We start from the raw sequence: 26068 nt of genomic DNA, 5'->3' as shown, positions 1-26068 counted from the left end.
ACCTCCGCAGAGTGACAAATAGTTGTCGCTAGAGTGACAAAATATTGATTCGGGACTGTACGCGGGGATGCGCGCGGAAGGCAAGGGTTTGCGGTGTGCCGTCCACCTCGGGCGTTCTGTCCTCGTAGGATTCGGTCCGATGTTCTCGGCGGATAAGGAGCGCGATGGCCCAGCCCGATGACGGGCGAGACGAAGTCGAGCGAGTGGGTTCGCCACCGACCGACCGCGTTGTCGCCATCGTGGGATTACTCGCCGACCAGCAACAACCGAGCTCGGTCGCATCGATAGCGTCGCGGCTGGAATTGAACCGTGCGACGGTGACCTCAATCCTGGTGGCGCTGGAGCGGGCGGGATGGGTGCTCCGCCAGCCCGACCGGCGCTACCTGCTGGGGCCCGGGCTGATGGGCGTCGCAGACGCGGTTCGCGCGCAGTGGCCGGTGTCCCCGGAACGCACCCGCCTGATGGAGCAACTAGCGGAGCGGGCCGGTTGTGGAACGGCGCTTGCGCTGGTGGGCGCCACGGAGATGAGTTTCTTGACAGTGGTTGGGGGACAGGGCCAGATTCCGGCCGCGGTCGGCGTCGGGGTCCGCCTGCCCCTCGTCGCGCCGGTAGCCGCCGCCGTGATCGCGCACCGCGATGCGCATACTCGGCGGACGTGGCTTGCCACCGCGCAAATGCCCGCGCGCCAACGCTTCAGCGAACTGTTCGAACAGGCGCGGCGCAGCGGGGTAGTGGTATTCGGGATGGGGCAGACCGACCCGGCGGCTCTCGATGTGCTGGCCGAGGTGGCCGGGATGCTCGCCGAACATCCCCGGCGGGCTGCGCTCCGGCAGCGGGTGTTCCAGTTGTTGACCGGGTTGGGCGGAACCCCCTATACCGCAGCGGAACTCGCCAGCCCCGATGCCTTATCGGTGAGCTATCTGGCGGCACCGGTCTTCGACAAGGGCGAAGCGGTCTACGAGTTGCAGTTGGGGCCGCTGCAAGCTCAGGTGAGCGCATCCGAGCGCGACCGCTTCATCAGTGAAATCCGCGCGACGGCAGAACAGCTCAGTTCGTAGCAGGACCGTTTGCCGGTCGTCGAGTTCGGCGGCCCGGTAAGCTGTCGGCTTCGAGCCATTCCTGCTTGCTGCGGCAAGGCGAGACAAAGCGAGACAAACCGACAATGCGCATTCTGGTGGCCACCCTGTTGGTGGGCGGTGCAGTGGGCAGTTGGCTGGGCGTGACGGGTATGCCCTCGGCGGGCGCGGTTTCGCCCTGTGCCGAACTGGGCGGCACGCTCGAGTCCGGGCAATGCCACGTCCACTCGTCCAACGCCAACTACACCCTGGACATGCGGTTTCCGGTCGACTACCCCGACCAGCAGACCCTGACCGATTACCTGGTGCAGAACCGCGACGGGTTCTTGACCGTGGCCAAATCGCCTGGCTCGCGCGACATGCCCTACGAAATGGACGCCACATCCGAGCAGCACCGTTCGGGTCAGGCCCCCAAAGGCACCCAGAGTGTCGTGCTGAAGATCTTCCAAGACCTCGGCGGCCCGCAGCCGTCTACCTGGTACCAGGCCTTCAACTACGACTTGGCGTCGCGCAAGCCGATCACCTTCGAGACCCTGTTCGCGCAGGGCAGCAAGCCGCTGGAAGCGATCTTCCCGGTGGTCCAGCGTGACCTCGAACGCCAGACCGGCGTACCGGCGATCCTGATCTCGTCGGGTTCGGGGATGGACCCGGCGCACTACCAGAATTTCGCCATCACCAACGACGAGGTGATCTTCTACTTCGCGCCCGGCGAGCTGCTGCCGATGAGCTCCGGTGCCACCTCGGTGAAGGTGCCGCGCACGGCGCTACCCCCACTGGCCGTCTAGGCGATTGCGAGCGCGGCGGGGTAGTAGTCGCGATCAGGCGGGGGCGAAGCTGAACACCTGACCGGCGCTGGTGGCGACCGCCACCCGCCGGTCATTGCCGACCGACACCCCCACGGGAAACCCGCGGGCCTCGGGCAGTGGATAGCTGTTGAGGGTGTGGCCGTCGGCCGGGTCGAACACCAGCAGCGACAAACCCGCCGGACCCAGGCTGGTGCCCGAGACCACGGTGTAGCCGACCTTGCCGGCCAGACTCGACGAGGACAGTGGGACGGTGTCCTCGCGGCGCCACACCTGCTCGGCGTAGTCCCCGCGGTCGGCGTAGGCAACCAGTTCGGTGTCGGGGCCGCCCCCGGAGACGATCAGTCCGCCGGGCGTCACCGCCGGTGGGGTTTGAGCCAAGAACTTCAGCGGCACTGACCATTTCGCCTTGCCGTCGGCGGCGTTGATCGCCCACAGGCGCTGGTCGCGTCCGTTGACATAGACCGTGGACCCGTCAGCGGATAGCACGGGGCTGGCCAATACTCCGGCGGCGACGGCATCGCTACTCCACTCCTGGGTGAGCAGCGGGACGCCGCCCGGGTGGTATTTGAGACCAACCAGGCCGGACTCCTTGGCGCCCGGCTGCCACAGGCTCACCACCGCGATGTTGCTCTCCGGTGAGAAGGCAGGTGCCGCGGCGACCGGGCAGTCCGGTCGGGCGCCGGCGCAGTCGGACAGGCCGCGCCGGAAGTCGGTCGGGTCGACACCGTCCACCAGGTCCAGCGGTGTGCCGACGACCGCGCCGCGGTGCGTGTCGAAGATCAGCACCTGCCCCAGATGGGTCACGACCAGCAACAGGCCGTCGCCGAGGATCCGAGGCGTGGAGGGCATGCCGATCACCGGTGCACGCCAGCGGATCCACTGGGTGGGCGGAAACGACAGCATGGCGCCCGGCTGCCCGACATAGACGTTGTCGAAGCCGTCAATGAGCGCACCGAAGAACCCGCCGCCCTGATGCAGCCGAGTGCACCAGCGCTGCCGGCCCCGGTCGGCGTTCTCCCACTGCATCAGCGAGCAACCCGCCTCGGTCTGACCGTTGAGCATCATCCAGCCGTGCACACCCACGGCGGGCTGGGCGCCCAGCTCACCCTTGACCGAGCGGATCCAGTCCAGCTGCAGGTCGGTGGCTCCCGCGGTGGCGGTATGACTGCTGTTGGCGGCATCGGCATACTGGGCGGGCCAGCCCGGCGCGGGCGCGGCATCCACCCAGGAATCGGTGTTGGCACAGCCGCCCAGAAGCGATGCCAGCGCCACCATTGCGATACCGGCCAGGACACCACGTCGCCGCAACACAGTGGCAATCCCCAATCCTCGGCCGGTCAGTGAACGAGTCCAGGTGAGGGTAGCGCGTGGCAGGATCGCGCTCGCGTAGGCTTTCCGGCCATGACGACCATGTGGGGTGCTCCGATCCACAAACGCTGGCGGGGTTCGCGCCTGCGTGACCCGCGCCAGGCCAAGTTCCTCACGCTGGCCTCGCTGCGCTGGGTACTGGCCAATCGGGCCTACACACCGTGGTACCTGGTGCGCTACTGGCGGCTGCTGAAGTTCAAGCTGGCCAACCCGCACATCATCACCCGCGGCATGGTTTTCCTGGGCAAGGGCGTGGAGATCCAGGCCACCCCGGAGATGTCGTACATGGAGATCGGCCGCTGGGTGCACATCGGCGACAAGAACACCATCCGGGCCCACGAGGGATCACTGCGATTCGGCGACAAAGTGGTGCTGGGACGCGACAACGTCATCAACACCTATCTCGACATCGAGCTCGGTGATTCCGTGCTGATGGCCGACTGGTGCTACGTCTGCGACTTCGACCACAAGATGGACGACATCAACGTGCCGATCAAAGACCAGGGCATCATCAAGAGCCCGGTGCGGATCGGCCCGGACACCTGGATCGCCGCGAAGGTCACCATCCTGCGAGACACCAGCGTCGGTCGCGGTTGTGTCCTGGGGGCTCACGCGGTGGTCAAGGGCGTCATTCCCGACTACTCGATCGCGGTCGGGGCGCCGGCCAAGGTGGTCAAGAACCGCAAACTGGCCTGGGAGACCTCGGCCGCCGAGCGTGCCGAGCTGGCCGCCGCCCTGGCCGACATCGAACGCAAGAAGGCTGCCCAGGGCTGAGTCGTGTCGTGACGCGACCGCGGGTAGTCATAGCGGGGCTGGGCGACAGCGGTGTCCTCACCGCGATCCGGCTGGCCAAGCACGCCGACGTAGTCGGTATTTCGGTGAAACCCGCCCTGGTGAGCGGCCAGGAGCTGGGCCTGAGACTGTCCCGCCCGCAGCAGTGGGCGCGCGACTACTGGCTGCCGTTCGACCGGCTCCCACGGCTGGATGGGGTGCGCACCGTGCACGGCGCGGTGACCGGCGTCGACCTGGACGCCAGCACTCTCGCCGTCACGTGTGCCGACGGCGTCAGCCGAGATGAGCCCTATGACGCCCTGATCATCGCGACCGGAGTCAGCAACGGCCTCTGGCGTCGGCCCACGACGCAGTCCGCCGGTGACGTCGCCGCGGAGCTGACCGCCGCACACGCCCGGCTGGCCACCGCAGGGTCGATCATCGTGGTGGGCGGGGGTGCCGCGGCGGTCAGCAGCGCCGCCAATATCGCCCGCACCTGGCCGGCCAAACGGGTCAACCTGTACTTCCCGGGCCAGCGCCCACTGCGTGAGCACCATCCGCGGGTCTGGCGCACCGTCGAGCGCAGATTGGTCGACGCGCGCGTGGGGCTGCATCCCGACCACCGCGCCCTGGTGCCCGAGGGGTTCGGCTGCGACCGCATCACCGATGACCCGGTTCGTTGGAGCACCGGTCAGGACCCGGCCTCGGCCGATGCCGTGCTGTGGGCGATCGGGAAGGTGCGACCCAACACCGACTGGTTGCCGACCGAGCTGCTCGACGATGCCGGCTTCGTCCGAGTCTCGACCGACCTGCGGGTGCCCGGACATCCAACAGTGTTCGCGATCGGCGATGTCGCGGCGACCGACCCGTTGCGCAGCTCGGCCCGCAACCGGGCGGACGGCCTGTTGGCCCACAACGTGCGAGCCGCCCTCAACGGCAAGCCGCTGCGGCACTACCGGCCACCCACCAGGCGATGGGGTTCAGTGCTGGGGCCGGGGCCCGAGGGGCTGGAGGTATTCGCGCCGTCCGGGCGCGCGTTCCGGTTCCCGGCCTGGACGATCGACCGGTTGTTGTTTCCCTGGATCGTCCGGCGGGGTATTTATCGCGGCGTGCGTCCCAACGATCCGCTGAAAACTGCCAGAATCGACTGATGACGACACCGGCATTCTCCGATGTGTATCGGGCGAAGTACCTGCTGCTGACGACGTTCACCAAGGACGGCAAGCCCAAGCCGACCCCGGTGTGGGGTGCGCCCGTCGGGGACCGGCTCTTGGTCATCACCGACGACGGGTCGTGGAAAACCAAGCGGATCAACAACACCCCGCGGGTCACCATCCAAAAGTGCGGGGCCCTGGGCAAACCCAAAGGCGATCCCGTTGAGGCGGTGGCCCGGGTCTTGCCCAAGTCCGAGACTCGGCGGGTCTACGACGCCGTCGTGAAGCGGTACTGGTGGCACGCCTGGTGGTTCGTCCCGCACTCGCTGGTGCGCGGCGGAATCGAGAAGGTGCACGTCGGCCTGGAGATCCGCGCCGCCCGACCCGCCGCGAGTTCTCAAGCGAACTCAAGCAGCGTGTAGGCGCCCCGAAAGTTCTTCATGGGACCCCACTGCCAGAAGGCTGGAAACAGAGAGCCGAAGAACAGGCCACGCCCGTTGGGTATCGGCACATCGTGCACGGCGCTGATGCCCGGCACGGTGTGGGTCAGCCCGGCGAGCTGACGCGCGGACAGGCTGAACGGCATCGGGGGCACGCGGTAGTGCCGGGAGGAACGCATCCCGCGCGGAGCCACTTTCTTGACCAGGGTCGGCGGGACATCGAAGAACATCTGGCCGCCGGGGAAACGTTCGGCGCATGCCGCGATGAGGTCCATCGCCTGGTGCGGCTGCAGGTACATCAGCAGACCCTCGGCGGTGATGAAGACGCCGGCGCTGGAATCAACCTGTGTCATCCAGCTGTAGTCCAACGCCGACTGCGCCAGGTTGGTGATGCGCGGTGACGTCGGCAGCAGTCGTTCGCGAAGCCGCATCACCGGCTCCAAATCCACTGACACCCAAGTGAATTGCGGATCAGGAATAGCGCTGTTGAGGCGCCAGAAGCTGGTTTGGAAGCCTTCGGCAAGCGCGACCACGGTCGCCGCCGGGTGTTGCCGCAGATAGGCCGTCGCGCATCGATCAACGGCCAGCGACCGTAGCGCCATCTCCTGGCCACGACGCCCGAATTTGTCGAAGTCGAACGCGATGGACTCGACGAGTCGAATCGCCTCCGGGTCGTCGATGATGGCCTGAGAGTGTGCGGCCTGATATGCCCGCCCGTTGAGCGTCATCAGGGCGGTTTCCGAAACACCATTCAGCGCACGGGCGTCGACTTTGGATTCGGCTGGATCCTCCATCGCGCCCATGGTATCGAAGAAGACCGTTGAGCCGCGCTGTCCCCGCTAGGGTTTCAATGCCGGCAGTACCCGCTCGACCAGCAATCGCAGGCTCTCCCAGCCCTCGTCGAGCGGCAGCCCGCCGATCAGCGGGTGCAGCGTCACCCCGGTGCGGCCGGCGCGGCACTGCGCGACGAGCTCCTCAGGGGTCAGCACCTCGACCTTGGCCGACGCACGCAGCTCCTCGATCGTGGCGGTCGGACTCTCGTTGGGGCGAGGCACCTGCGCCACCGCCCACGAGCTGTATTCGGTTGCCTCGTACAGGAAATGCTCACCACATCGAGCCCACACCGCCTCGGGGTCGGTGGTGAGGTGAGTTACGGTATTGCCATTCTCGGGACTGAAGACGAAACCCTGCTTTCCGTTGCGTGCCAGTTCGTCTCGATACACCGCTTCGATCTCGGGCATGGGCATTGGCGGCGAGAACGGCAAACCGAACCGGGCCGCTCGGCGAGCGGCTGCGGTGCTCATCCCGCCGATGAAGAACACCGGATGTGGCTTGGTATACGGCTTGGGTGTCACGTCGATCAGCTGCCCGTGGTACTCGAAGGGATCGTCGCCCCAGGATTTGAGCAATACCTCGAGGCATTCGTCCATCAGGCGGCCCCGCCGCCGGAAATCCTTGCCCACGGCGTGGTATTCCTCTGGGCGGTAGCCGATTCCAGCGACGAAGCTGACCCGTCCGGCGGATAGCTGATCGAGTACCGCGATGTCCTCGGCGAGGCGCACCGGGTCGTAGAGCGGTATCAGCAGTGCGTTGATGCTGATGCGGATGTTGGTGGTGCATCCGGCGACGGCGGCGGCCATCAACAGCGGTGCGGGCAGCCAGCCGGTGGCCGCAAGATGGTGCTCTTCGCAACCGATCGCGGTGACGCCGTTGGCGTCGGCAAAGGATGCCATCTCCAATGCGGCCCGGTAGCGCTCGGCATTTCCGGCACCTGGGGCGTTTGTCATGTTCAGGCGCAAGGCGCTTAGTAGTGGCATGGGATTGACCGGTCACCTCCTGGGGCGCCACCGTAACGTACGAAATGATCACTCGATTGATTATGTCGGCGTTCCGCCATTAGCCTAAGGACCGTGACCGGTCCGCAGACCCAGCTCCTGATCGACGGCGCGCTGGTTGCGGGTGGCGCGGGCGCATTTCCCACCATCAACCCGGCCACCGAAGAACCCCTCGGCAAGGCCGCCGACGGCGACGCCGCCGATCTCGACCGCGCCGTCGCCGCCGCGCGCACGGCGTTCGACTCCTCGGACTGGGGTCGCGACACCGCATTGCGGGTGCACTGCCTGCGCCAGCTGCGCGACGCGCTCAACGACGAGATCGAGACCCTGCGTGAGATCACCATCGCCGAGGTCGGGGCACCCCGGACGCTGACCTACCGAGGCCAGCTGCAGACCCCCGTCGATGACCTGGCTTTCCCGGCCGCCACCGCGGAGAGCTACCCGTGGCAGGTGGACCTCGGGGTGGCTGCCCCGATGGGTATCACCACCGCGCGCACCCTCGTGCGGGAGCCGTTCGGCGTGGTCGGAGCGATCACGCCGTGGAACTTCCCGCACCAGGTCACGTTCGCCAAGATCGGGCCGGCGCTGGCGGCGGGCAACACCGTCGTACTCAAGCCGGCACCCGACACCCCCTGGTGCGCAGCCGAAGTCGGCCGGATCATCGCCGAGAAGACCGATTTTCCGCCCGGAGTTGTCAACATCGTCACCGCTTCTGACCATCGCATCGGTGCCCAGCTCGCCGAGGACCCTCGAGTGGACGTGGTCTCCTTCACCGGCTCGACGGCGACCGGTCGCTCGGTGATGGCCGCTGCTGCGCAGACCATCAAGAAGGTTTTTCTGGAACTCGGCGGCAAGTCGGCTTTTGTGGTCCTCGATGACGCCGACCTGTCCGCCGCCTGCAGGGCCGCCGCGTCGACGGTGGCAATGCACGCCGGGCAGGGCTGTGCACTGACCACCCGGCTGCTGGTGCCGCGTCAACGTTACGGCGAGGCGCTCGACATCGTGGCTGCCGCGATGTCCCGGGTAGCGGTGGGTGACCCCAACGATCCGAGAATGCTGTGCGGGCCGCTGATCTCGGCGAAGCAGCGAGACCGGGTGCAGTCCTATCTAGATCTGGCGATCGCCGAAGGCGGGACGTTTCACTGCGGCGGCGGCCGGCCTGCCGGCCTGGATCGGGGCTTTTACATCGAGCCGACGGTGATCGGCGGGCTGACCAACCAGGCCCGGGTGGCCCGCGAAGAGGTCTTCGGGCCGGTGTTGGTGGTGCTGGCCCACGACGGGGATGCCGACGCGCTGCGCATCGCCAATGACTCGCCGTATGGGTTGTCTGCCACGGTTTTCGGGTCTGTCGCGCGCGCCGCCGGAATGGCGTCGCGACTGCGCGCCGGGACCATCAACGTCAACGGCGGCATGTGGTACTCCGCCGACGTACCGTTCGGGGGCTACAAGCAGTCCGGGATCGGCCGGGAGATGGGACTGGCGGGCTTCGAGGAATATCTCGAGACGAAGGTGGTGGCCACCGCGGTGCTTGGAGCGCAACACTGATGGCCGGGCCACCCGACCCGCAGGTACTGGCGGCGTTGCTGGCGATGCGCGACGGTGCCGACAGCGCGCCGCCATCGCAGGTCGGCGATGTCGCCAGCCGTCGGCGCAACGTGGGTCATACCTTCAATCAGGTGCTGGCGTCGCTACCACCGGTCACCGGCGTAGAGACCCAAGAGTTTTCGCTGACCTACGACGGCGGAACCCGGCCATTGCGCTGGTATCGGCGAATCGGCGCCGACCAGCCCGGCAGCGCCGTGCTCTATCTGCACGGCGGCGGAATGATCCTGGACTGGAGCCACCTGGGGCCGCTCTACGACGCTGCGGTGCGCGCCTATGTCGCCGCCTCCGGGGTACCGATGCTGGTTGTGGACTACCGGGTCGCCCCGGAATTCCCGCATCCGACACCGCTTCAGGACTGCTACGCGGCATTGTGCTGGCTCAGCGATCACGCCGGCGAGCTGGGCTTCGACGCGTCCCGGCTGGCCGTGATGGGCGACAGCGCCGGCGGGGGACTGGCCGCGGGCGTAGGTCTGCTGGCCCGCGACCGGGGCGGACCGGCGATCGCAGCTCAGCTGTTGATCTACCCCATGCTCGACGACCGCACCCGCGAGGCAGGCGCCGCGGGCCCCACGCTGCTCACCTGGAGCTACGACGACAACGCCACCGGCTGGTCAGCGCTGCTGGGCGACGGTGGCGCCGACGGCTACGCCGCGCCGGCCCGAGCCGAAGACCTGGCCGGCCTGCCGCCGACGTACATCGATGTCGGCGGGCTGGACATCTTCGCTCCGGAGGATGTCGACTTCGCCCACCGGCTCATCGCCGCGGGCGTCCCCGTTGAGCTGCATGTGTATCCCGGCTGTCCGCACGCGTTCGACCTGTTAGTGCCCGATGCTGCGGTGTCCCAACGGGTTATCGCGCACCGAGGGCGGTATCTGGCGGCGTTGTAGTCGTGCTGAAGAACCTGCGTAGCGCCGCTTCGTCACCGTCGATCTCGGCCAACGCAGCCACGTCGTCGAACGACAACACGCCTGCCGCGAGGCCGAGAACGAGGGGCGCCTCGGTGTGCAGCACGGCGTCAAGCGGGCGCCCGTCGGGTTCGCCGACCTCGATACCGGACTCGGTGGCCTGCAGTTGAACCATGCCGCCGTCCACGGCGATTCCCACCGCCACCGACGGGCCGGCGGGCGCCCGGTCGGCGAACAGGGCGGGAAGTGCCAGCCGCAGCCACTCGGCACGGAATTCGTCGCCCTGGGGGCCGCTGACCATCAACGGTGTCGACCAGCGGACCAGCGCGTAGATGGGCTCGCGCAGCTGCGCGCCCCAGGGGGTCAGGGCGTAGGAGAGCGCCTTGCCGTCGCCGGACACCTGCCGCTCGATGACCCCTGCGGTCTCGAGATCGCGGAGCCGGTCCGTCAGCAGGTTCGTCGCGATCCCGGACAGCCCGTCGCGCAGGTCGCGGTAGCGGGCCGGGCCCATCAGGAGCTGGCGGACGATCAACAGATTCCACCGGTCGCCCACCACATCCAGGGCCCGGGCAAGTCCGCAGTACTGACCGTAGTCTCGACTCATCACCATCTACTTGCTAATTTAAAGTGCACTTGACTATATCAAGTTGACCAGGAGGTGGTCATGGCAGTCGCGGAACGGCCCGCGTGGGTCGACGACACGCTGTTCCCGTTCGAGAGCCGGTTCCTCGACATCGACGGCCATAGCGTCCACTACGTGGACGAGGGGTCAGGGCCGGTGCTGCTGTTCCTGCACGGCAACCCGACCTGGTCGTTCGACTATCGCAAGGTCATCGAAGCGTTGCAGCCGGACTTTCGTTGCATCGCCGTGGATTACCCCGGGTTCGGACTGTCGTCGGCGGGCCCGGGATATCGGTATCTGCCCACCGAACACACCCGCGTAATCGGCGCGTTCGTGGACGCGCTCGCCCTCAGTGGAGTCACCTTGGTGGTACACGACTGGGGCGGACCGATCGGGTTGGCCGTCATGCAACAACGTCCCGAGATCTTCGACCGGTTGGTGCTGTCCAACACGTGGGCATGGCCGGTCGGCGCTCCGCTTATCCAGGTCATGTCGCATGTGATGGGCGGCCCGATCGGACGCCTGCTGATCAGACAGTTCAACCTCTTCGTCAACCTCATGATCCCCATCGGGCATCGCCTCACCAAGCCCACCGGCAAGGAGATGGCCCACTACCAAAAGGCGCTCTACAGCCCCGCGCGGCGAGAGGCGGCCGCAGTCTTTCCCCGCGAGATCACCGCCAGCCGCGCCTTTCTCGCCGACATCGAATCCGGGTTGCCCGCCATCGGGGCGCTCCCAGCGCTGATCATCTGGGGCGACGGCGACTTCGCCTTCGGTGACCGGGAGCTGCGGCAGTGGCAACAGACGCTGACCAATCACCAGACCGTCATCGTCAAAGGTGCCGGTCACTTCGTTCCCTCCGATGCTCCCGAACAATTCGCGGCAGCGATCCGCGACTGGCACCCGGGGTCCTAGTGGCCTACGACGCGCAGCTGGCGGCCCGCGTGCGGGCGATATTCGCCGGCGACGGTCCACCGGTGCTGGAAAAGGCGATGTTCGGCGGGTTGGCGTTCCTGGTCGCCGGCAAGATCGCGGTCGCGGCGATGGCCGGCGGGCTGCTGGTCCGGGTCGGCGCGGCACGCGCCGAGCAGCTGTTGCGGACCACCGCCGCCCAACCCATGGAGATGGGTGGACGGACCATGCGTGGCTGGGTCCATGTCGATGGCGAGCACGTCAGATCTCGGCAACAGCTCGCCGAATGGATCGACATCGGAGTCGCCGCCGCGGCGAGCGCTTAGGCCGGCCGCCTAGAACAGCGTGCCTCGCAGGAGATCTTCGGCGCAGCGCAGGGTGGCACGGTAGGCGTCCGGTGACAGCTGCGCTGCCTGCTCGGTCAACCCCCGCGTCAACGCGTAGACCGCATCCGCGGCGCCATCGCTGTCGATGCCGGTCGCCAGCGAACCACCGCGCCGCGCTTCGTCGACGACCTCACCGATGACGTCGCGTAACGGCGAGGCCTCGCCGGCGGCGCGTTCGAAGGCAGCCAGATAGGGGTGGTCGTGGCTCAACCGATCGGCCTCGGCAAGCACCGCGGCAAGTCGATCCGCCACGGTGCCGCCGCGCTGCGCCGCGCCATGGAGCCGGGGTAGTGCGATCTCGCGGGCGGCGGCTACGGTCGCCGCCATCAGCTCATCCTTGTTCGGAAAGTAGTGGTACAGGCTGGCGCTGGTCATCTCGGCGGCGGAGGCGATGTCGCGGATCGTGGCACCCGCACGGCCGACCTCGGCGACGCGCCGGATCGCTGCGGTGATGATCCGCTGGCGGGTCTCTTCGCTGTTGGTTCCAGCCGGCCGACCCCGCGGCGACGACGTCAGGGACATGATCAGCTCAGATTAGTCCGCCGGCGATCCGGCGGCTGCGAGGATGTGTCTATGTCGACTCCGCAGCTGGGCCGCCCGGTGGGTGCCGACGGCGGCCAAACCCGCCAGCGGATCATCGCCGCCACCATGGCGTGCGTGGCCGAACTGGGTTACGCGCGGACCACGATCCGTCAGATCGCGCGCACGGCAGGTGTCACCAGCGCCAACATCTACAACTACTTTCCCAACAAGGCCGAACTGGTGGCGGCCGCGATCGCCACGCGGGCCGAGATCGCGCTGCCGCGTCTGCGGCGCGCCGCCGAGCGGCCGGGCACGGTCGTCGACCGGATCGAGGCTGTGCTGGACGAGTCCGGCAACCTCATGCGGGAGCATCCCGATCTCGCCACGTTCGAGTGGGCGATTCGCGCTCAGAACGCCGTCACCGTGTATCCGGGGGAGGCCGAGGGTGGGGGGCTGGAGGCGCTGCGCGACATCATCACCGGGATCGTCGATGACGGAGATAGCCGCGTCGCCACCGGGGCGCGGCCGGCGGTCGAGGTGACCTACGCCCTGGTCTATGGGCTGACCGAGTTGGCGGCGACCGGAACACCGGAGGCTTATCACGCGGCGCTGGCCGCCGCGAAGCGCCTGATCAGGGGGACGCTGTTCGCCGCCCATTGATATGATCAACTGATTGATTATATGCTGAGTCGGTTGCTGGGCTGGCTTTGCGGCGTTCCGGAGGTACCTGATAGTGACCGACGTCCAGGGTCTCCAGGCGCAAAACTTTGATCCGAACACCTTGCGCGACAAGTACGCCCGCGAACGCCAGCGGCGCCTGCGAAACGACGGCATCGACCAGTACGTGGAGGTGGCGGGCCGCTTCGCTGCGTTCGCCGAAGATCCATGGGCCGACCCCGGATTCACCCGGGAACCGCTGTCCGATGAGGTCGACGTCGCGATCGTCGGAGCCGGCTTCGGAGGACTGCTGACCGGTGCCCGGCTGCGCGAGCTCGGCGTGGGCAGCATTCGGCTGATCGACAAGGCCGCCGACGTCGGTGGCACCTGGTACTGGAATCGGTATCCCGGGATCGCCTGCGACGTGGAGTCCTACGTCTACATGCCGCTGCTGGAGGAACTCGGCTACGTGCCGACCGAGAAATACGCCAAGGGCCCGGAGATCTTCGCGCACTGCCAGCGCATCGCCCGCCACTACGACTTGTACTCCGATGCCTGCCTGCAGACCGAGGTCACCGAAATACGTTGGGAACAAACGACGTCGCGCTGGGTGATCACGACCAATCGTGGCGACTCATTCCGGGCCCGATTCGTCTCGATGGCCAATGGCTACCTGCAGAAGCCGAAGCTGCCGGGCATTCCCGGCATCGACGAGTTCGCCGGGCGCACCTTTCACACCAGTCGCTGGGACTACGACTACACCGGCGCGGGCCTGGACCGGCTGGCCGACAAGCGAGTGGGGATCATCGGCACCGGTGCCACCGCGATCCAGTGCGTGCCGCGCCTGGCCGAGGCGGCCGGGCACCTCTACGTCTTTCAGCGCACGCCGTCGACAGTGGACGTACGGGGCAACCGGCCTACCGATCCGCAGTGGGCAGCCGAGCTGGAGCCGGGCTGGCAACAGCGCCGGATGGAGAACTTTCAGATCCTGACCGCGGGCGGCCAGGCCGACGAGGACCTGGTCGACGACGCCTGGACCAGCCTCACCAAGCAGATGCCGATCGTCAACGAGGGTGGCCCGAACGCGGCCGAGATGGCCGACTTCGCCAAGATGGAGGAGATCCGCGGGCGCGTCGACGCCCTGGTGGACGATCCAACCACCGCCGAGGCACTGAAGCCGTGGTACGGCTACTACTGCAAGCGGCCGTGCTTCCACGATGAGTACCTGCAGGCGTTCAATCGCGACAACGTCACCCTGGTCGACACGAAAGGCCGCGGCGTCGAGCAGATCACCGCTTCCGGCGCGGTAGTCGATGGCGTCGAATACCCGTTGGACTGCCTGGTTTTCGCGACCGGCTTCGAGGTGGGCACCGACTATTGCCGGCGTACGGGTTTCGAAGTCATCGGCCGCGACGGCGTGACCCTGACCGAGAGATGGGCCGACGGTGTGCGCACCTTCCACGGCCTGCACGTGAGCGGCTTCCCGAACTGCTTCATCGAGAGCATCGCCCAGTCCGGGTTCACGGTGAACTTCCCCTATCTGATCGACACCCAGTCGCGGCACGTGGCGTGGGTGATCGCCCACGCGTTGCAGCAGTCGGTGGCCGCGCTGGAGGCCACCGAGGAAGCCGAACAGGGCTGGGTGGATGCCGTGGTGGCCCGTTCCGACGTCATCGCCGGCCGGCGCGAGACGTGCACCCCGGGCTACTACAACCGTGAGGGCCACGCGAACGCACGGCTGCGCCAGGACAGTTTCTTCTTCGGCAGCCCCACCGAATACGCCGACATCCTGACCGCATGGCGAGAATCGGGCACCCTGGACGGGTTCACCATCAGCCGGTAGTCGGAACTAGAGGCCGAAGTCGATGACGCCCCTGATCAATTCGCCGGCGGCCAGGTCGTCGTACGCCTGGTTGACGTCGTCGAGCTGGTAACGCTTGGTGACCATCTCATCGAGTTGGAGTCGGCCCGCATCGTAGAGCGTGGCCAACAGCGGGATGTCGGTCCGCGGGTTGCAGGACCCGAAGACGGTGCCGCACAGCGTCTTGCTCATCAGCATCATGTCCTGGGGATCGATGCTGGTCCGGGCGCCCTGTACCGCCATCCCGGTCAGCACACAGGTCCCGGCCTTGCGGGTCAGCCGCAGTGCGTCCTCGACGTCGGAATCGGTGACCACAGCGGGGGACACCACCACCGCGTCGGCCATCACCCCGCGGGTCAGGTCGCGAACCAACTCGAAGGCCTCGGTGGCGCTGGAAGCGGTGTGGGTGGCGCCGAACGCAGCCGCTGATTCTCGCTTGAAGGCAATGGGATCCACCGCGACGATCTGGACGGCGCCGTTGATACGGGCTCCCTGGACGGCGGCCGTGCCGATGCCGCCCACCCCGATGACCACGACGGTGTCGCCGCCGCGTACACCGGCGCGATACGCCGCCGAACCGTACCCCGTCGGCACCGCGCACGCCAGCAGGGCCGCGGAAAGCAGCGGAAGGTGCGGATCGATCTTGACCAGCGAGGCTGCCGAGACCACGGTGTGCTCGGCGAACGCGCCGATCTTGGAGACATGAGCCAGATCCCGGCCGTCGCGGCCGTGGTGCCGGAAGGTGCCGTCAGTAGGCATTCCGGGCAGCATGGTTCCCGCTCCGGCATCACAGATGTACTCCATACCCGAAGAACACCAACGGCATTGACCGCAGACCGCGACGAACGACGTCACCACATGATCGCCGGGGGACAGCCCCGTGACACCGTCACCGACCTGCACGACCACCCCGGAACCTTCGTGACCGCCGATCGTCGGCGCGGTCGGAGCGCTCTGCCCCGGCGGGGCCAGGTGGCCCCGACGGATGTGTTCGTCGGAATGGCACAGGCCCGCCGCGGCCATGCGGACCAAGACCTCGCCGGCGCGCGGCGGATCGAGTTCGAACTCCTCGATCGACCAGGGGCCACCGTAGGTTCGCAGGATCGCGGCGCGACTTTTCATCTCGCCGGGTTTACCGGTCCGGTAGCGCGTGCTCGATGATCGGCCGTCGTGGCTGAGGTTCGCGCAGGCGGCGTTTGGCCGCCAGATAGACCTGGGCGGTCTCGTCGGCCACGGTGTGCCAATCGAAGTCGGAGCTGAGCCGCTCGCGGGCGGCCACCGCCCGGCGTTGGGCGGCGGCCTGGTCATCGAGCACGTGGCAGACGGCCGCGGCCAGCGCCGGCACGTCGCGCGGTGGACAGGACATCCCGGTTTCGCCGTTGATCACCGCCTCGCCCAGTCCGCCCACGTTGGCGACCACCAGCGGGGTCCCGGCGGCAGCGGCCTCCAGTGCCGCCAGGCCGAACGGTTCGTAGTGACTCGGCAGTGCGGCGGCGTCGGCCCGGTGTAACAGTGCCAACAGCTCGTCGTGGTCGACGCGGCCGATGAACCGGGTTGCCTTGAGTACCCGGTTCTTTCGGGCGCACTCGACCAGCCAGTCCTGCTGGGTGCCGTCGCCGGCGATGGTCAGCGTGGTTCCCGGGTGAGCGCGCCGAATCCGCGGCAGGGCCGCGATGATGTCGTGCACGCCCTTCTCGTACTCGAGTCGCCCGACGAACAGGATCTCCGGCGGGCCGCTGCGGGACTGCCGGGGGGCGAACGGCCACCGGGCGGCGTCAATGCCGTTGCGGATCACGGTGGTTTCGGCCAGTCCGGGACCGAACAGGTCGGTGATCTCATCGCGCATCGAGGCCGAACAGGTGATCAGCGAATCGGATTCGCGGACCAGCCAGGACTCCACGGCATGCACCTGACGGCTCAAGGGTCCCGACACCCAGCCCGAGTGACGTCCGGCTTCGGTGGCATGGATCGTGGAAACCAAAGGCACATCGTAGTATTCGGCGAGCGCAATGGCCGGGTGTGCCACCAGCCAGTCGTGGGCGTGCACCAGATCGGGACGCCACACGCTTTGGCCGCCGTCGATCTTGAGCGACAGGCCGGCGCGGACCATGGAATGCCCCATCGCCAGCGTCCAGGCCATCATGTCTTCGCCGAAGGAGAACTCGTGCGGGTCTTGGGCCGCGGCGACCACCCGCACGCCTTCGCTGATCTCGTCGGACGACGGGTGAGTGCTGGGGTCGGTGCCATAGGGACGCCGGCACAGGACGACGACGTCGTGCCCGGCAGCGGCCAGCGCGGTCGACAGGTGATGAACATGTCGACCCAGCCCACCGATCACCACCGGCGGGTATTCCCACGAGACCATCAGGATCTTCACGCGGCGGGTCCGTTCTGACGCGCACCGTCGTGGTGCGAGGTCTCCAGGTGGGGGGTCACCGTGGCAGCCTACGGGCATCTAGCGCGCCGAACAGACCGTCGGCTTTATTCCAGCCGTCGGCCAAGCGCTGCGCGGTGTCTCGGTGGCCGCCGGCCAGTGCGTCGGCGATCTCGCGGGTGGCGTGCGCGTGCAGCTGTGCGCGGTAGCGGGCGTAGTCGGCCGCGGAGTCCTTGCTGACCATGAACGGCCAGTCGCTGGAGACCGTCAGCAGCGCCTCGCGCAGGATCTGGTCGGCGACCCGGTCGCGCGGGGTGGGGCCCGACGGCGCCGCGGTCTGGGCGAGGGCCTTGTCGACGGCGCCCAAGGCGGTCTCGACCACCTCGGAGTTCAGCTGGACCAGGTCGGCCACCTGCTCGCCGGACCACACCCGCCAGTCCTTGCCCGAACCCCACGAGCTGGGCGGCAGTTCGACCGCTTCGCCGACGAATCCGGCGTTGATGGCATCGGTGAGCGTGCCGACGCGGACCCCGGCTTCGGGCAGGGCCCGCAGCACCCGGGCCAGCCAGGTCGGTCCCTCGTACCACCAGTGGCCGAACAGCTCGGTGTCGAATGCCGCAACCACGTGGGCCGGGCGGCCGATCCGCTCGGACTCGGACTGCAGGCGGCCCCGGACCACCTCGACGAAATCGGCGACGTGGGCGTCGATCGCGGCATCGGCGCGCTGCGGGTCGTACGGCGCCTTCTGCTCGGGGGAGACGTTGCGGCCGGTGACCCGAGACGGCTTCAACCCGGTGCGATGGTCATAGGTGTGGAAATCGCGGTAGGCGTCGTGGCCGGGATAGCCCGACTTCGGCGACCACACCCGGTAGCTGACTGCAAGGTCACGGCCGAAGGCGATCACGTCGGAGTCACCGACCGGCCGGCCCAGTGTGGTGTCGCCGTGCAGCGACGGGCCGTCGACCATGAAGTGCGAAATCCCGGCGGCCGCGTACTCGGTTTCCAGACCGGGCGTGTATGCGCATTCCGGCGCCCAGATTCCGGTGGGGGTGTGGGCCAGCCGTGCCCGGGCGTCGGCCAATCCTTCGTGCAGGGCGAACTGGCGCAGTCGTGGCGCCAGCAGCGGCTGGAAGGGGTGCGCCAGCGGGCCGCCGAGCAGTTCCACCGTCTGGGCCTGTACCAGCTCGCGCAGCAGCGGGCTGGCGCCGTGGCGCCACAGCAGCGCGAACTCCTCGAGAGCCTGTTCGGCCGCGGCGCACTCGTGCAGCCCGAACGGGCGGATGTCGGGCAGGGTGGTGGCCTGGGCGGCGCGCAGCTGCCAGTTCGCCAGCCAGTGGTGCATCCCGTCGAGGCAGTACGGGTCGTCGAGCTGGGCGGCGACCACCGGTGTCACCCCGAGCGTGAGCAGGTTTCGCCGGCCTTCGGCGGCCAGCGTACGCAGCACCCGCACCAGGGGCAGGTACGCCGCTGACCAGGATTGGTAGAGCCATTCCTCGCCGACGGGCCAGCGGCCGTGGTGCGCCAGCCACGGCAGATGGGTGTGCAGCACCAGGGTGAACAGGCCCGGTACGGAGCCGTTGGATTCCTCGGTCACCGGCGCACCGCGATCGCCACCAGGTCCAGGCTTTCATCGATATCGCGCTGCGCGGCTTCGAGGATGTCGAAATCGTCGCTGGTCACGCCGGCGACATCGGCCAGCAGGTCGGCCGGCCAGGGCGCGTCGGCGACCGCCCGGGCGATCTGGGCGTCGATGATCGAACCGCCGTGCCGGGCGTCCATCTCGGCCAGCACGGGCCCATGAAAAACCCCGTAGACCCCCTCGACCTCGAAGCCGCCCTCGAGCAGCAGCTCGGTGAGTTCGGCGGCATTGAGTTCGCGGGTGTGGAAGGGGTTGATCGGAGTGTCGCGGCCGGGGGAGAAGGTGATCCGGTTGGGTGTGGACACCATCAGCAACCCGCCGGGCCGCAACACGCGGGCGCATTCGGCGATGAACTGTCCCTGATCCCAGAGGTGCTCGATGACTTGGAAGTTGACCACTACGTCTACGGCCGCGTCGGGCAGCGGCAACTCGGCGAGGTTTCCCTGGACGGCTTCTACGCGCGGGTAGCGGGCCCGTACGTGGGCCACCGCCGCGTCGTCGTAATCCACGCCGATCACCCGTTGGGCCACGCCCGCGATCAGGTCAGCGCCGTAGCCCTCGCCGAACCCGGCCTCTAAGACTTCACGACCGCTACAGCGCGGCGCCAGCTGCTGGTAGACCACCTCGTGACGCCGGAACCAGTAGTTCTCGACGTCGAGTCCGGGGATGGTGCGTTCCCCGGTCAGCGTCAGCGTGCTGTCGCTGGGCGGCGTGCCGGTGGGGTCTCCGGCGGCATTCGTAGATTTCATCGCACAGGCAGGCTAACGCGAAGGGCGCACTCTACGAACCGGCTACCCCGCACTGGCATTATCACGACCCGCTACGCTGTACACGCGAACCGCATTAAGTTACCGGTGAGTAACATTCTCGTGCGGCTGCGTGAATCGTTACCAAGTCTTGTGGCCCGCCGCTGCAGGACCCCTTCGAGGAGGACGAACCACACTCATGACGAACATCGTGGTCCTGATCAAACAGGTCCCAGACACCTGGTCGGAGCGCAAGCTCACCGACGGTGACTTCACGCTGGACCGTGAGGCTGCCGACGCCGTGCTCGACGAAATCAACGAGCGGGCCGTCGAAGAGGCTCTGCAGATCCGGGAGGCCGAAGGCGCCGAGGGCACCGTCACCGTGCTGACCGCCGGCCCCGAGCGGGCCACCGAGGCGATCCGCAAGGCGCTGTCGATGGGGGCTGACAAGGCCGTGCACATCCTCGACGACGGCATGAAGGGCTCCGACGTCATCCAGACTGGTTGGGCGCTGGCGCGCGCGCTGGGCGCCATCGAGGGCACCGAGCTGGTCATCGCCGGCAACGAGTCGACCGACGGTGTCGGCGGTGCGGTTCCGGCGATCATCGCCGAGTACCTGGGTCTGCCGCAGCTGACCCACCTGCGCAAGCTGACCGTCGAGGGCGGCAAGGTCACCGGCGAGCGGGAGACCGACGAGGGCGTGTTCACCCTGGAGGCCTCGCTGCCGGCCGTGGTGAGTGTCAACGAGAAGATCAACGAGCCGCGCTTCCCGTCCTTCAAGGGCATCATGGCCGCCAAGAAGAAGGAAGTCACCGTGCTCACCCTGGCCGAGATCGGTGTCGAGGCCGACGAGGTCGGTGTCGCCAACGCCGGTACCAAGGTGACTGCTTCGACTCCGAAGCCGCCGAAGACCGCTGGCGAGAAGGTGACCGACGAGGGCGATGGCGGCACCAAGATCGCCGGCTACCTGGTTGCCCAGAAGCTCATCTAAGCGATCCCCGGACCTAGCGAAGACGGAAGAAAATAGACATGGCTGAAGTACTTGTGCTCGTTGAGCACGCCGATGGAGCGCTGAAGAAGGTCAGCTCCGAACTGATCACCGCCGCGCGTGAGCTCGGCGAGCCGTCCGCGGTCGTCGTCGGTGCCCCCGGCACCGCCGCCCCGCTGGTGGACGGCCTGAAGGAGGCTGGCGCCGCCAAGATCTACGTCGCCGAGTCCGACGTGGTGGACGGCTACCTGGTCACCCCGACTGTCGATGTGCTGGCTGGGCTGGCCGAGACGGCCGCCCCGGCCGCGGTGCTGATCGCCGCCAACGCCGACGGCAAAGAGGTCGCCGGCCGCCTGGCGGCCCGGATCGGTTCCGGTCTGCTGGTCGACGTGGTCGAGGTCAAGGCGGGCGCCAAGGTGGTGCACTCGATCTTTGGTGGTGCGTTCACCGTCGAGGCCGAGCCCACCGGTGAGCTCCCGGTCATCACCGTCCGTGCGGGTGCCGTTGAGCCCGTGCCGGCCGCTGGCGCGGGCGAGCAGGTCACCGTCGAGGTGCCGGCCGCCGCGGAAAACGCCACCAAGATCACTGCGCGTCAGCCGGCCGTGGCCGGTGACCGCCCGGAGCTCACCGAGGCGCCCATCGTGGTGGCCGGTGGTCGCGGTGTCGGCAGCGCCGAGAGCTTCTCGGTGGTCGAGGAGCTGGCCGACTCGCTCGGTGCGGCGGTCGGCGCTTCGCGTGCCGCGGTCGACTCGGGCTACTACCCGGGCCAGTTCCAGATTGGCCAGACCGGCAAGACGGTCTCGCCGCAGCTGTACATCGCGCTGGGCATCTCCGGGGCGATCCAGCACCGGGCCGGCATGCAGACGTCCAAGACCATCGTCGTGGTCAACAAGGACGAGGAAGCGCCGATCTTCGAGATCGCCGACTACGGCATCGTCGGGGACCTGTTCAAGGTTGCCCCGCAGCTGACCGAGGCGATCAAGGCCCGCAAGGGTTAATTTTTTCTGCGTGAGCAGACGCGAAAGCCCCCATTTCGGACTCGAAATGGGGGCCTTTGCGTCTGGTCGGCGGCTGACCGGACGAGAGTCCGAATGCGAGCAGCTACGGGAAACCCTCGCCGCCGCCCGTGGCGGCCGTAGCCAGGTGCTGGTGCTGCGCGGCGAGGCCGGTATCGGCAAGACCGTCCTGCTGGACTACCTGGCCGAATCTGCACCGGAGTTTCAGGTGATTCGGGCGGCCGGGGTGGAGTCCGACATGGAGCTGGCGTTCGCCGGGCTGCAGCAGCTGTGCGCACCTGTGGCCGACGGGATCGACCACCTGCCAGAGCCGCAGCGCGAGGCGCTGGCTATCGCGTTCGGCATGAGCAGCGGGTCGGCACCCGACCGATTTCTGGTCGGGCTGGCGGTGCTGGGCCTGCTTGCCGGGGTCGCCGCCCGCCAGCCGGTGCTGTGCCTGATCGACGATGCCCAGTGGCTCGATCAGGTGTCGGCCCAGACGCTGGGGTTCGTAGCTCGCCGACTGCGGGCCGAACCCGTCGTGCTGGTGTTCGCCCTGCGGGAACCAGTCGACGGACTCACCGGACTGCCGAAACTGATGTTGCGCGGCCTGGCTGACGCCGACGCGCGCGCCGTGCTGGAGTCGGCGCTGCCGGGCCGGATCGATCCCCAGGTCGCCGACCGGATCGTCGCCGAGACTCACGGCAACCCGCTGGCGTTGCTGGAACTGCCGCGGGGGTTGTCCGCGGCCGAGTTGGCCGGCGGCTACTACCGTCCCGACGTGGTGCCGGTGGCGGGGCAGATCGAACGCCATTACCTGGCCCGGGTTCATGCGTTGCCCGGCGACGCCCAACGGCTCTTGCTGCTGGCTGCCGCCGAGCCGGTGGGGGATGCGGCGCTGTTGCTGCGGGCGGCCGGTGAGTCGGGCCTGGCGTCCGCGGCCATCGCTCCGGCCGAGGAGGCCGGCCTGATCGAGGTGGGCGCGCGGGTGCGGTTCCGGCATCCACTGGTGCGTTCGGCGATCTACCGGGCGGCGAGCCTGGAAGACCGCCGGGACGCCCACCGTGCCCTGGCCGAGGCCACCGACCCTGCGCACGACCCCGACCGGCGGGCGTGGCATCGCGCCCATGCGGCACCCGGCCCGGACGAATCGGTCGCCGCGGAGCTGGAACGCTCCGCTGACCGGGCGGCGTTGCGCGGTGGAACCGCTGCGGCGGCAGCATTTTTGGCCCGTGCCACCGAACTGACCCCCGATCCGCTGCGGCGCGGAGTCCGTGCGCTCGATGCCGCCGAAGCCAAGCGGTCGGTAGCTGAAATGGACGCGGCCGCCGCGCTGTTGGGCACCGCCGAGCTGGCGCCGCTTGACGAGCTGCAGCGTGCCCGGTTGGCCCGGATGCGCGCGCAGTTGGCATTCACCCGTGGCCGCGGTAGCGGTCACGCCTCTACCATTCTCGACTCAGTTCACCAATTCTTCAGCGCTGCAAGTCGTTTGGAGTCGATTGATGCGGTGATGGCGCAAGAGACGCTGTTGGAGGCGGTCAGCGCGGCGATGTATGCGGGCCGGGCGTTCGGTGCGCAGGTGCGCCAGCACACCGCGGCGGCGCTGGCCGCGGGCGTGCGGACGAACCGGCCGGCCGACCTGCTGTTGCTTGGGTTGACCACCCGCATCAGTGCCGGCTGTCAAGCCGGCTTGGAGCCGTTGCGTGCCGCGATTGCCGCACTGACCCCGAACACCTGGTCATGGCAGGCGTTTCCGATCGGATACGAAGCCGCAGTGCACGACGTGTGGGATGACCAGGCCTGGTATCGCATCGCCAATGACGCCGTGCGGGTCGCGACCGACACCGGTGCGCTGGCCATGCTGCCGGTCGCGTTGACGACCCGGGCCGGCGTGCACGTGCAGGCCGGTGAGTTCGCGGCGGCGCGCGCGCTGATCGCCGACGCCGACGCCCTGACCGCGGCGTCGGGCCAGACGCCGGTGCGCTATCACGCGCTGGCGTTGGCGGCCTGGACGGGGGAGGAAGCCCCGGCGACCGTGCTGATCGACGCCGCGGCCCGCAGCGGGGCCGCCCGCGGTGAGGGTCGCATCATCGCACTGATCGGCTACGCCTCCGCGGTGCTCTACAACGGCTTGGGCCGCTACCAGTCGGCCTGCGAGGCGCTGCGCCGAGTGCTGGACTACGAGGATCTCGGCCTCTACGGGTGGAACCTGGCCGAACTGGTGGAGGCCGGAGTGCGCGGCGGCGAACTGACCTTGGCCGCCGAGGCACTGGCGCAGTTGGCCGAACGCGCCACCGTCAGCGGGACCGACTGGGGGCTGGGCGTGTTGGCCCGCTCGCGAGCGCTGGTGTGTGACGGCCCCACCGCCGAGGACCACTATGTCGAGGCCGTCGAGCGGCTGGAGCGCACCCGGATCGCCGTGGACCTGGCGCGCGCACACCTGGTGTACGGGGAGTGGCTTCGGCGGGAGAAGCGGCGCGGTGACGCGCGCAGGCAACTGCGCACCGCCCACGAGATGTTCACCGGATTCGGTGCGCGGGCCTTCGCGCAGCGCAGCCGCCGCGAACTGCAGGCGATCGGAGACAAAGTCAGCGGCAAGGCCGCGCCCGGCGGTGACGTGATGACACCGCAGGAGCAGCAGATCGCCGAGCTGGCCGGTGCCGGACTGACCAATGTCGAGATCGGGGCCCGGCTGTTCATCAGCGCCCACACCGTCGAATGGCACCTGCGCAAGGTCTTCGCCAAGCTGGGAATCCGCTCGCGCCGGGAACTGCGCGACATCGCTGTCGGCCGCTGACGGCGGCTCCACACCCCGCCCGCGGAGAAGCGGACTACGGACTTTCCGGGGTTCCCCCACGAACCACACGGTGCCAGGGTCGAGGTACCGAAATCGTGCTGAGGAGAGAGGGTGTGTCGAGAATGAAGATCACTGTGATGGGTGCCAGTGGACAGATCGGTAGCAAGGTCGTCGAGCTGCTGCGCGCCGCCGGCCACGAGACCGTGGCAGCTGCCCGCAATTCAGGTGTCGACGTGCTGACCGGAGATGGCCTGGTCGACGCACTCTCGGGCGCCGACGTGCTCGTCGACGTGGTCAACTCACCCGACTTCGCCGACGGCCCGGTGCTGGACTTCTTCACCAAGTCCACCACCAACCAGGTGGATGCGGCCAAAGCCGCAGACGTCGGCCACTACGTGGTGCTGTCGATCGTGAACTGCGACGGCCTACCTGACAGCGGCTACATGCGCGCCAAGGTCGCCCAGGAGCGCATCATCGCCGAATCCGGGTTGCCCTACACCATCGTGCGTGCCACGCAGTTCCACGAGTTCGCCGACAGCATTACCGCATCGCTGACCGTCGACAGCGAGGTCCGGGTGCCCGAAGGTCTGATCCAGCCGATCGCCGGGGCCGAGGTCGCCGCCGAGGTGGCTCGCGCCGCTCAGGCCGCACCGGTCGACGGGGTCATCGACATCGGTGGCCCGCAGAAGCTGACCTTCGCTGAATTGGCCGCCCTGGTGCTGGCGCACCGCGGCGAGAACCTCCCGATCGTCGTCGACCCGGCTGCCGTCTACTTCGGCACCAAGATCGGCGACACCGGCCTGGTCACCGGCGACGACGCGACCCTGGCGGCCACCCGGCTGGCCGACTGGCAGGCGACACAGTGAACGACCTGGCGGGTCAGACCGCGCTGGTGACCGGCGGGACAGCGGGCATCGGGCTCGAATCCGCGCGGCTGTTGGCGCGCCACGGTGCCGAGGTGATCATTACCGGCCGCTCGGAGCTGCGTGGTGCCGCCGCCGTCGCTGAACTCGGAGGCAGGGTGCGATTCGTGGCCGCGGATCTGTCCGACCTCGACTCGGTGAAATCTCTGGTGCGCCAATGCGGTGACGGCGGCGTGGATATCGTGGTGAACAACGCCGCCAGCTTCCCCGGTGCCCTGACCGTGGAACAGGATGTGGCCTCGTTCGAGTCGACGTTCGACACCAATGTTCGCGGCGCCTATTTCCTGGTCGCCGCCTTGGCGCCGGGGATGCTGCGGCGCGGGCGCGGCAGCATCGTCAACGTCACCAGCATGGTCGCCTTCAAGGGTGTTCCCGGAGCGTCGAGCTACAGCGCCTCTAAAGCCGCATTGGAGTCGCTGACTCGCACGTGGGCCGCGGAATTCGGCCCACACGGGGTACGGGTCAACAGCGTTGCGCCGGGACCGACCGCCACTGAGGGAGTCGTCGCCGAATGGGGTGACGTCAATGACGAACTGGGGCGGGCGCTTCCGCTCGGGCGTACCGCACACGCCACCGAGATCGCCGAGGCTGTGCTGTTTCTGGCCTCGCCGCGGTCCAGCTTCATCACCGGATCGACGCTGCACGCCGACGGCGGGGGCGCCGCGGCCTGAGCCACCGCTGCGCGG

25 protein-coding genes are annotated in these 26068 nt (G+C 68.1%); 16 read left to right on the top strand and 9 right to left on the bottom strand.

All coding sequences use genetic code 11. The annotated features are described in order from the left end of the window. Window positions 1-164 precede the first annotated feature (164 nt). Window positions 165-1058, top strand: coding sequence for a helix-turn-helix domain-containing protein (locus tag ACKY0X_RS15070; protein WP_409426692.1), 894 nt, complete (start codon window positions 165-167; stop codon window positions 1056-1058). Window positions 1059-1162: 104 nt separating this feature from the next. Then, on the top strand, window positions 1163-1861 hold the full coding sequence (locus ACKY0X_RS15065; RefSeq protein WP_409426691.1) for an esterase: 699 nt from the start codon (window positions 1163-1165) through the stop codon (window positions 1859-1861). Between the two features lie 33 nt (window positions 1862-1894). Here the strand turns inward: ACKY0X_RS15065 and ACKY0X_RS15060 are convergent, their stop codons facing one another. Beyond that, a complete protein-coding gene (locus ACKY0X_RS15060) occupies window positions 1895-3157 on the bottom strand; it encodes a PQQ-binding-like beta-propeller repeat protein (protein ID WP_409429647.1) in 1263 nt (420 codons plus the stop codon). A 126-nt stretch (window positions 3158-3283) separates the two neighbouring features. Here ACKY0X_RS15060 and ACKY0X_RS15055 point away from each other — a divergent pair, with 126 nt between their 5' ends. Genes ACKY0X_RS15055 through ACKY0X_RS15045 form a run of 3 tightly spaced genes read left to right on the top strand, consistent with a single transcriptional unit; the run spans window position 3284 to window position 5597 of the window. Next, window positions 3284-4024 (top strand): acyltransferase, encoded by a 741-nt coding sequence (locus tag ACKY0X_RS15055; protein WP_046285259.1) that lies wholly within the window; start codon window positions 3284-3286, stop codon window positions 4022-4024. Between the two features lie 8 nt (window positions 4025-4032). Continuing rightward, window positions 4033-5172, top strand: coding sequence for an FAD-dependent oxidoreductase (locus ACKY0X_RS15050; protein ID WP_409426690.1), 1140 nt, complete (start codon window positions 4033-4035; stop codon window positions 5170-5172). Further along, window positions 5172-5597 carry a PPOX class F420-dependent oxidoreductase gene (locus ACKY0X_RS15045; protein ID WP_409426689.1) on the top strand — a complete coding sequence of 142 codons (426 nt, stop codon included), beginning with the start codon at window positions 5172-5174 and terminating at the stop codon, window positions 5595-5597. The genes ACKY0X_RS15050 and ACKY0X_RS15045 overlap by 1 nt, the downstream gene beginning before the upstream one ends. Here ACKY0X_RS15045 and ACKY0X_RS15040 read toward each other — a convergent pair. Together ACKY0X_RS15040 and ACKY0X_RS15035 are read right to left on the bottom strand one after the other, a co-directional pair. Further along, the gene (locus ACKY0X_RS15040) at window positions 5573-6409 is read right to left on the bottom strand and encodes a class I SAM-dependent methyltransferase (protein ID WP_409426688.1); all 837 of its coding nucleotides are present in this window, start codon (window positions 6407-6409) and stop codon (window positions 5573-5575) included. The genes ACKY0X_RS15045 and ACKY0X_RS15040 overlap by 25 nt on opposite strands. Before the next feature lie 45 nt (window positions 6410-6454). Beyond that, window positions 6455-7432, bottom strand: coding sequence for an LLM class flavin-dependent oxidoreductase (locus ACKY0X_RS15035; RefSeq protein WP_409426687.1), 978 nt, complete (start codon window positions 7430-7432; stop codon window positions 6455-6457). Between the two features lie 93 nt (window positions 7433-7525). Here ACKY0X_RS15035 and ACKY0X_RS15030 point away from each other — a divergent pair, with 93 nt between their 5' ends. Both ACKY0X_RS15030 and ACKY0X_RS15025 read left to right on the top strand, forming a co-directional pair. Then, window positions 7526-8995 carry an aldehyde dehydrogenase gene (locus ACKY0X_RS15030; RefSeq protein WP_409426686.1) on the top strand — a complete coding sequence of 490 codons (1470 nt, stop codon included), beginning with the start codon at window positions 7526-7528 and terminating at the stop codon, window positions 8993-8995. Next, window positions 8995-9942 (top strand): alpha/beta hydrolase, encoded by a 948-nt coding sequence (locus ACKY0X_RS15025; RefSeq protein WP_409426685.1) that lies wholly within the window; start codon window positions 8995-8997, stop codon window positions 9940-9942. The genes ACKY0X_RS15030 and ACKY0X_RS15025 overlap by 1 nt, the downstream gene beginning before the upstream one ends. Here the strand turns inward: ACKY0X_RS15025 and ACKY0X_RS15020 are convergent. Then, window positions 9905-10564 (bottom strand): winged helix-turn-helix transcriptional regulator, encoded by a 660-nt coding sequence (locus tag ACKY0X_RS15020; RefSeq protein ID WP_409426684.1) that lies wholly within the window; start codon window positions 10562-10564, stop codon window positions 9905-9907. The two genes, ACKY0X_RS15025 and ACKY0X_RS15020, sit on opposite strands and share 38 nt — an antisense overlap. 60 nt (window positions 10565-10624) lie before the next feature. On the opposite strand from ACKY0X_RS15020, the gene ACKY0X_RS15015 reads away from it, so the two are divergent. Beyond that, window positions 10625-11497, top strand: a complete 873-nt coding sequence (locus ACKY0X_RS15015) for an alpha/beta fold hydrolase (protein WP_409426683.1) — start codon at window positions 10625-10627, stop codon at window positions 11495-11497. Next, window positions 11497-11820, top strand: a complete 324-nt coding sequence (locus tag ACKY0X_RS15010) for a TfoX/Sxy family protein (RefSeq protein WP_409426682.1) — start codon at window positions 11497-11499, stop codon at window positions 11818-11820. Before ACKY0X_RS15015 ends, ACKY0X_RS15010 begins: the two co-directional genes overlap by 1 nt. 9 nt (window positions 11821-11829) lie before the next feature. Here ACKY0X_RS15010 and ACKY0X_RS15005 read toward each other — a convergent pair whose 3' ends face one another. Further along, window positions 11830-12402 (bottom strand): TetR/AcrR family transcriptional regulator, encoded by a 573-nt coding sequence (locus ACKY0X_RS15005; protein ID WP_409426681.1) that lies wholly within the window; start codon window positions 12400-12402, stop codon window positions 11830-11832. Window positions 12403-12453: 51 nt separating this feature from the next. On the opposite strand from ACKY0X_RS15005, the gene ACKY0X_RS15000 reads away from it, so the two are divergent. Beyond that, window positions 12454-13062 (top strand): TetR/AcrR family transcriptional regulator, encoded by a 609-nt coding sequence (locus tag ACKY0X_RS15000; RefSeq protein WP_409426680.1) that lies wholly within the window; start codon window positions 12454-12456, stop codon window positions 13060-13062. Window positions 13063-13135: 73 nt separating this feature from the next. Next, a complete protein-coding gene (locus tag ACKY0X_RS14995; protein WP_409426679.1) occupies window positions 13136-14902 on the top strand; it encodes a flavin-containing monooxygenase in 1767 nt (588 codons plus the stop codon). A 6-nt stretch (window positions 14903-14908) separates the two neighbouring features. On the opposite strand, the gene ACKY0X_RS14990 is transcribed toward ACKY0X_RS14995, so the two are convergent. Genes ACKY0X_RS14990 through ACKY0X_RS14975 form a run of 4 tightly spaced genes read right to left on the bottom strand, consistent with a single transcriptional unit; the run spans window position 14909 to window position 19682 of the window. Continuing rightward, a complete protein-coding gene (locus tag ACKY0X_RS14990) occupies window positions 14909-16042 on the bottom strand; it encodes an NDMA-dependent alcohol dehydrogenase (protein WP_409426678.1) in 1134 nt (377 codons plus the stop codon). 10 nt (window positions 16043-16052) lie between these two features. After that, entirely contained in the window at window positions 16053-17297 is a 1245-nt protein-coding gene (locus ACKY0X_RS14985; RefSeq protein WP_409426677.1) for a glycosyltransferase family 4 protein, read from the bottom strand. 55 nt (window positions 17298-17352) lie between these two features. Continuing rightward, entirely contained in the window at window positions 17353-18888 is a 1536-nt protein-coding gene (locus ACKY0X_RS14980) for a 1,4-alpha-glucan branching protein domain-containing protein (RefSeq protein WP_409426676.1), read from the bottom strand. After that, window positions 18885-19682: a class I SAM-dependent methyltransferase gene (locus ACKY0X_RS14975; protein ID WP_409426675.1), complete on the bottom strand. Its 798-nt coding sequence runs from the start codon at window positions 19680-19682 to the stop codon at window positions 18885-18887. Before ACKY0X_RS14975 ends, ACKY0X_RS14980 begins: the two co-directional genes overlap by 4 nt. A gap of 196 nt (window positions 19683-19878) precedes the next feature. Between ACKY0X_RS14975 and ACKY0X_RS14970 the strand changes: the two genes are divergently transcribed. The 5 genes from ACKY0X_RS14970 (at window position 19879) to ACKY0X_RS14950 (ending at window position 26053) form a co-directional block, all read left to right on the top strand. Continuing rightward, the gene (locus ACKY0X_RS14970) at window positions 19879-20670 is read left to right on the top strand and encodes an electron transfer flavoprotein subunit beta/FixA family protein (RefSeq protein ID WP_409426674.1); all 792 of its coding nucleotides are present in this window, start codon (window positions 19879-19881) and stop codon (window positions 20668-20670) included. A 38-nt stretch (window positions 20671-20708) separates the two neighbouring features. After that, entirely contained in the window at window positions 20709-21665 is a 957-nt protein-coding gene (locus ACKY0X_RS14965) for an electron transfer flavoprotein subunit alpha/FixB family protein (RefSeq protein ID WP_065038762.1), read from the top strand. A gap of 46 nt (window positions 21666-21711) precedes the next feature. Further along, a complete protein-coding gene (locus tag ACKY0X_RS14960; RefSeq protein WP_409429646.1) occupies window positions 21712-24459 on the top strand; it encodes an AAA family ATPase in 2748 nt (915 codons plus the stop codon). 122 nt (window positions 24460-24581) lie between these two features. Continuing rightward, complete coding sequence (locus tag ACKY0X_RS14955) at window positions 24582-25325, top strand: SDR family oxidoreductase (RefSeq protein ID WP_409426673.1); 744 nt, start codon at window positions 24582-24584, stop codon at window positions 25323-25325. Then, on the top strand, window positions 25322-26053 hold the full coding sequence (locus tag ACKY0X_RS14950) for an SDR family NAD(P)-dependent oxidoreductase (protein ID WP_409426672.1): 732 nt from the start codon (window positions 25322-25324) through the stop codon (window positions 26051-26053). Before ACKY0X_RS14955 ends, ACKY0X_RS14950 begins: the two co-directional genes overlap by 4 nt. Window positions 26054-26068 lie beyond the last annotated feature (15 nt).

The organism is Mycobacterium sp. SMC-11 (genome assembly GCF_046250095.1).
In the GTDB taxonomy this organism is placed as follows: domain Bacteria; phylum Actinomycetota; class Actinomycetes; order Mycobacteriales; family Mycobacteriaceae; genus Mycobacterium; species Mycobacterium heraklionense_A.
This window is presented reverse-complemented; position numbering and strand designations above follow the sequence as displayed.

Coding starts and splice junctions, on each gene's coding strand:
- ACKY0X_RS15070 (WP_409426692.1), top strand. CDS start 165: ATGGCCCAGCCCGATGACGGGCGAGACGAAGTCGAGCGAGTGGGTTCG.
- ACKY0X_RS15065 (WP_409426691.1), top strand. CDS start 1,163: ATGCGCATTCTGGTGGCCACCCTGTTGGTGGGCGGTGCAGTGGGCAGT.
- ACKY0X_RS15060 (WP_409429647.1), bottom strand. CDS start 3,157: ATGGTGGCGCTGGCATCGCTTCTGGGCGGCTGTGCCAACACCGATTCC.
- ACKY0X_RS15055 (WP_046285259.1), top strand. CDS start 3,284: ATGACGACCATGTGGGGTGCTCCGATCCACAAACGCTGGCGGGGTTCG.
- ACKY0X_RS15045 (WP_409426689.1), top strand. CDS start 5,172: ATGACGACACCGGCATTCTCCGATGTGTATCGGGCGAAGTACCTGCTG.
- ACKY0X_RS15040 (WP_409426688.1), bottom strand. CDS start 6,409: ATGGAGGATCCAGCCGAATCCAAAGTCGACGCCCGTGCGCTGAATGGT.
- ACKY0X_RS15035 (WP_409426687.1), bottom strand. CDS start 7,432: ATGCCACTACTAAGCGCCTTGCGCCTGAACATGACAAACGCCCCAGGT.
- ACKY0X_RS15025 (WP_409426685.1), top strand. CDS start 8,995: ATGGCCGGGCCACCCGACCCGCAGGTACTGGCGGCGTTGCTGGCGATG.
- ACKY0X_RS15020 (WP_409426684.1), bottom strand. CDS start 10,564: ATGAGTCGAGACTACGGTCAGTACTGCGGACTTGCCCGGGCCCTGGAT.
- ACKY0X_RS15015 (WP_409426683.1), top strand. CDS start 10,625: ATGGCAGTCGCGGAACGGCCCGCGTGGGTCGACGACACGCTGTTCCCG.
- ACKY0X_RS15005 (WP_409426681.1), bottom strand. CDS start 12,402: ATGTCCCTGACGTCGTCGCCGCGGGGTCGGCCGGCTGGAACCAACAGC.
- ACKY0X_RS15000 (WP_409426680.1), top strand. CDS start 12,454: ATGTCGACTCCGCAGCTGGGCCGCCCGGTGGGTGCCGACGGCGGCCAA.
- ACKY0X_RS14990 (WP_409426678.1), bottom strand. CDS start 16,042: ATGAAAAGTCGCGCCGCGATCCTGCGAACCTACGGTGGCCCCTGGTCG.
- ACKY0X_RS14975 (WP_409426675.1), bottom strand. CDS start 19,682: ATGAAATCTACGAATGCCGCCGGAGACCCCACCGGCACGCCGCCCAGC.
- ACKY0X_RS14970 (WP_409426674.1), top strand. CDS start 19,879: ATGACGAACATCGTGGTCCTGATCAAACAGGTCCCAGACACCTGGTCG.
- ACKY0X_RS14965 (WP_065038762.1), top strand. CDS start 20,709: ATGGCTGAAGTACTTGTGCTCGTTGAGCACGCCGATGGAGCGCTGAAG.
- ACKY0X_RS14960 (WP_409429646.1), top strand. CDS start 21,712: ATGGGGGCCTTTGCGTCTGGTCGGCGGCTGACCGGACGAGAGTCCGAA.
- ACKY0X_RS14955 (WP_409426673.1), top strand. CDS start 24,582: ATGAAGATCACTGTGATGGGTGCCAGTGGACAGATCGGTAGCAAGGTC.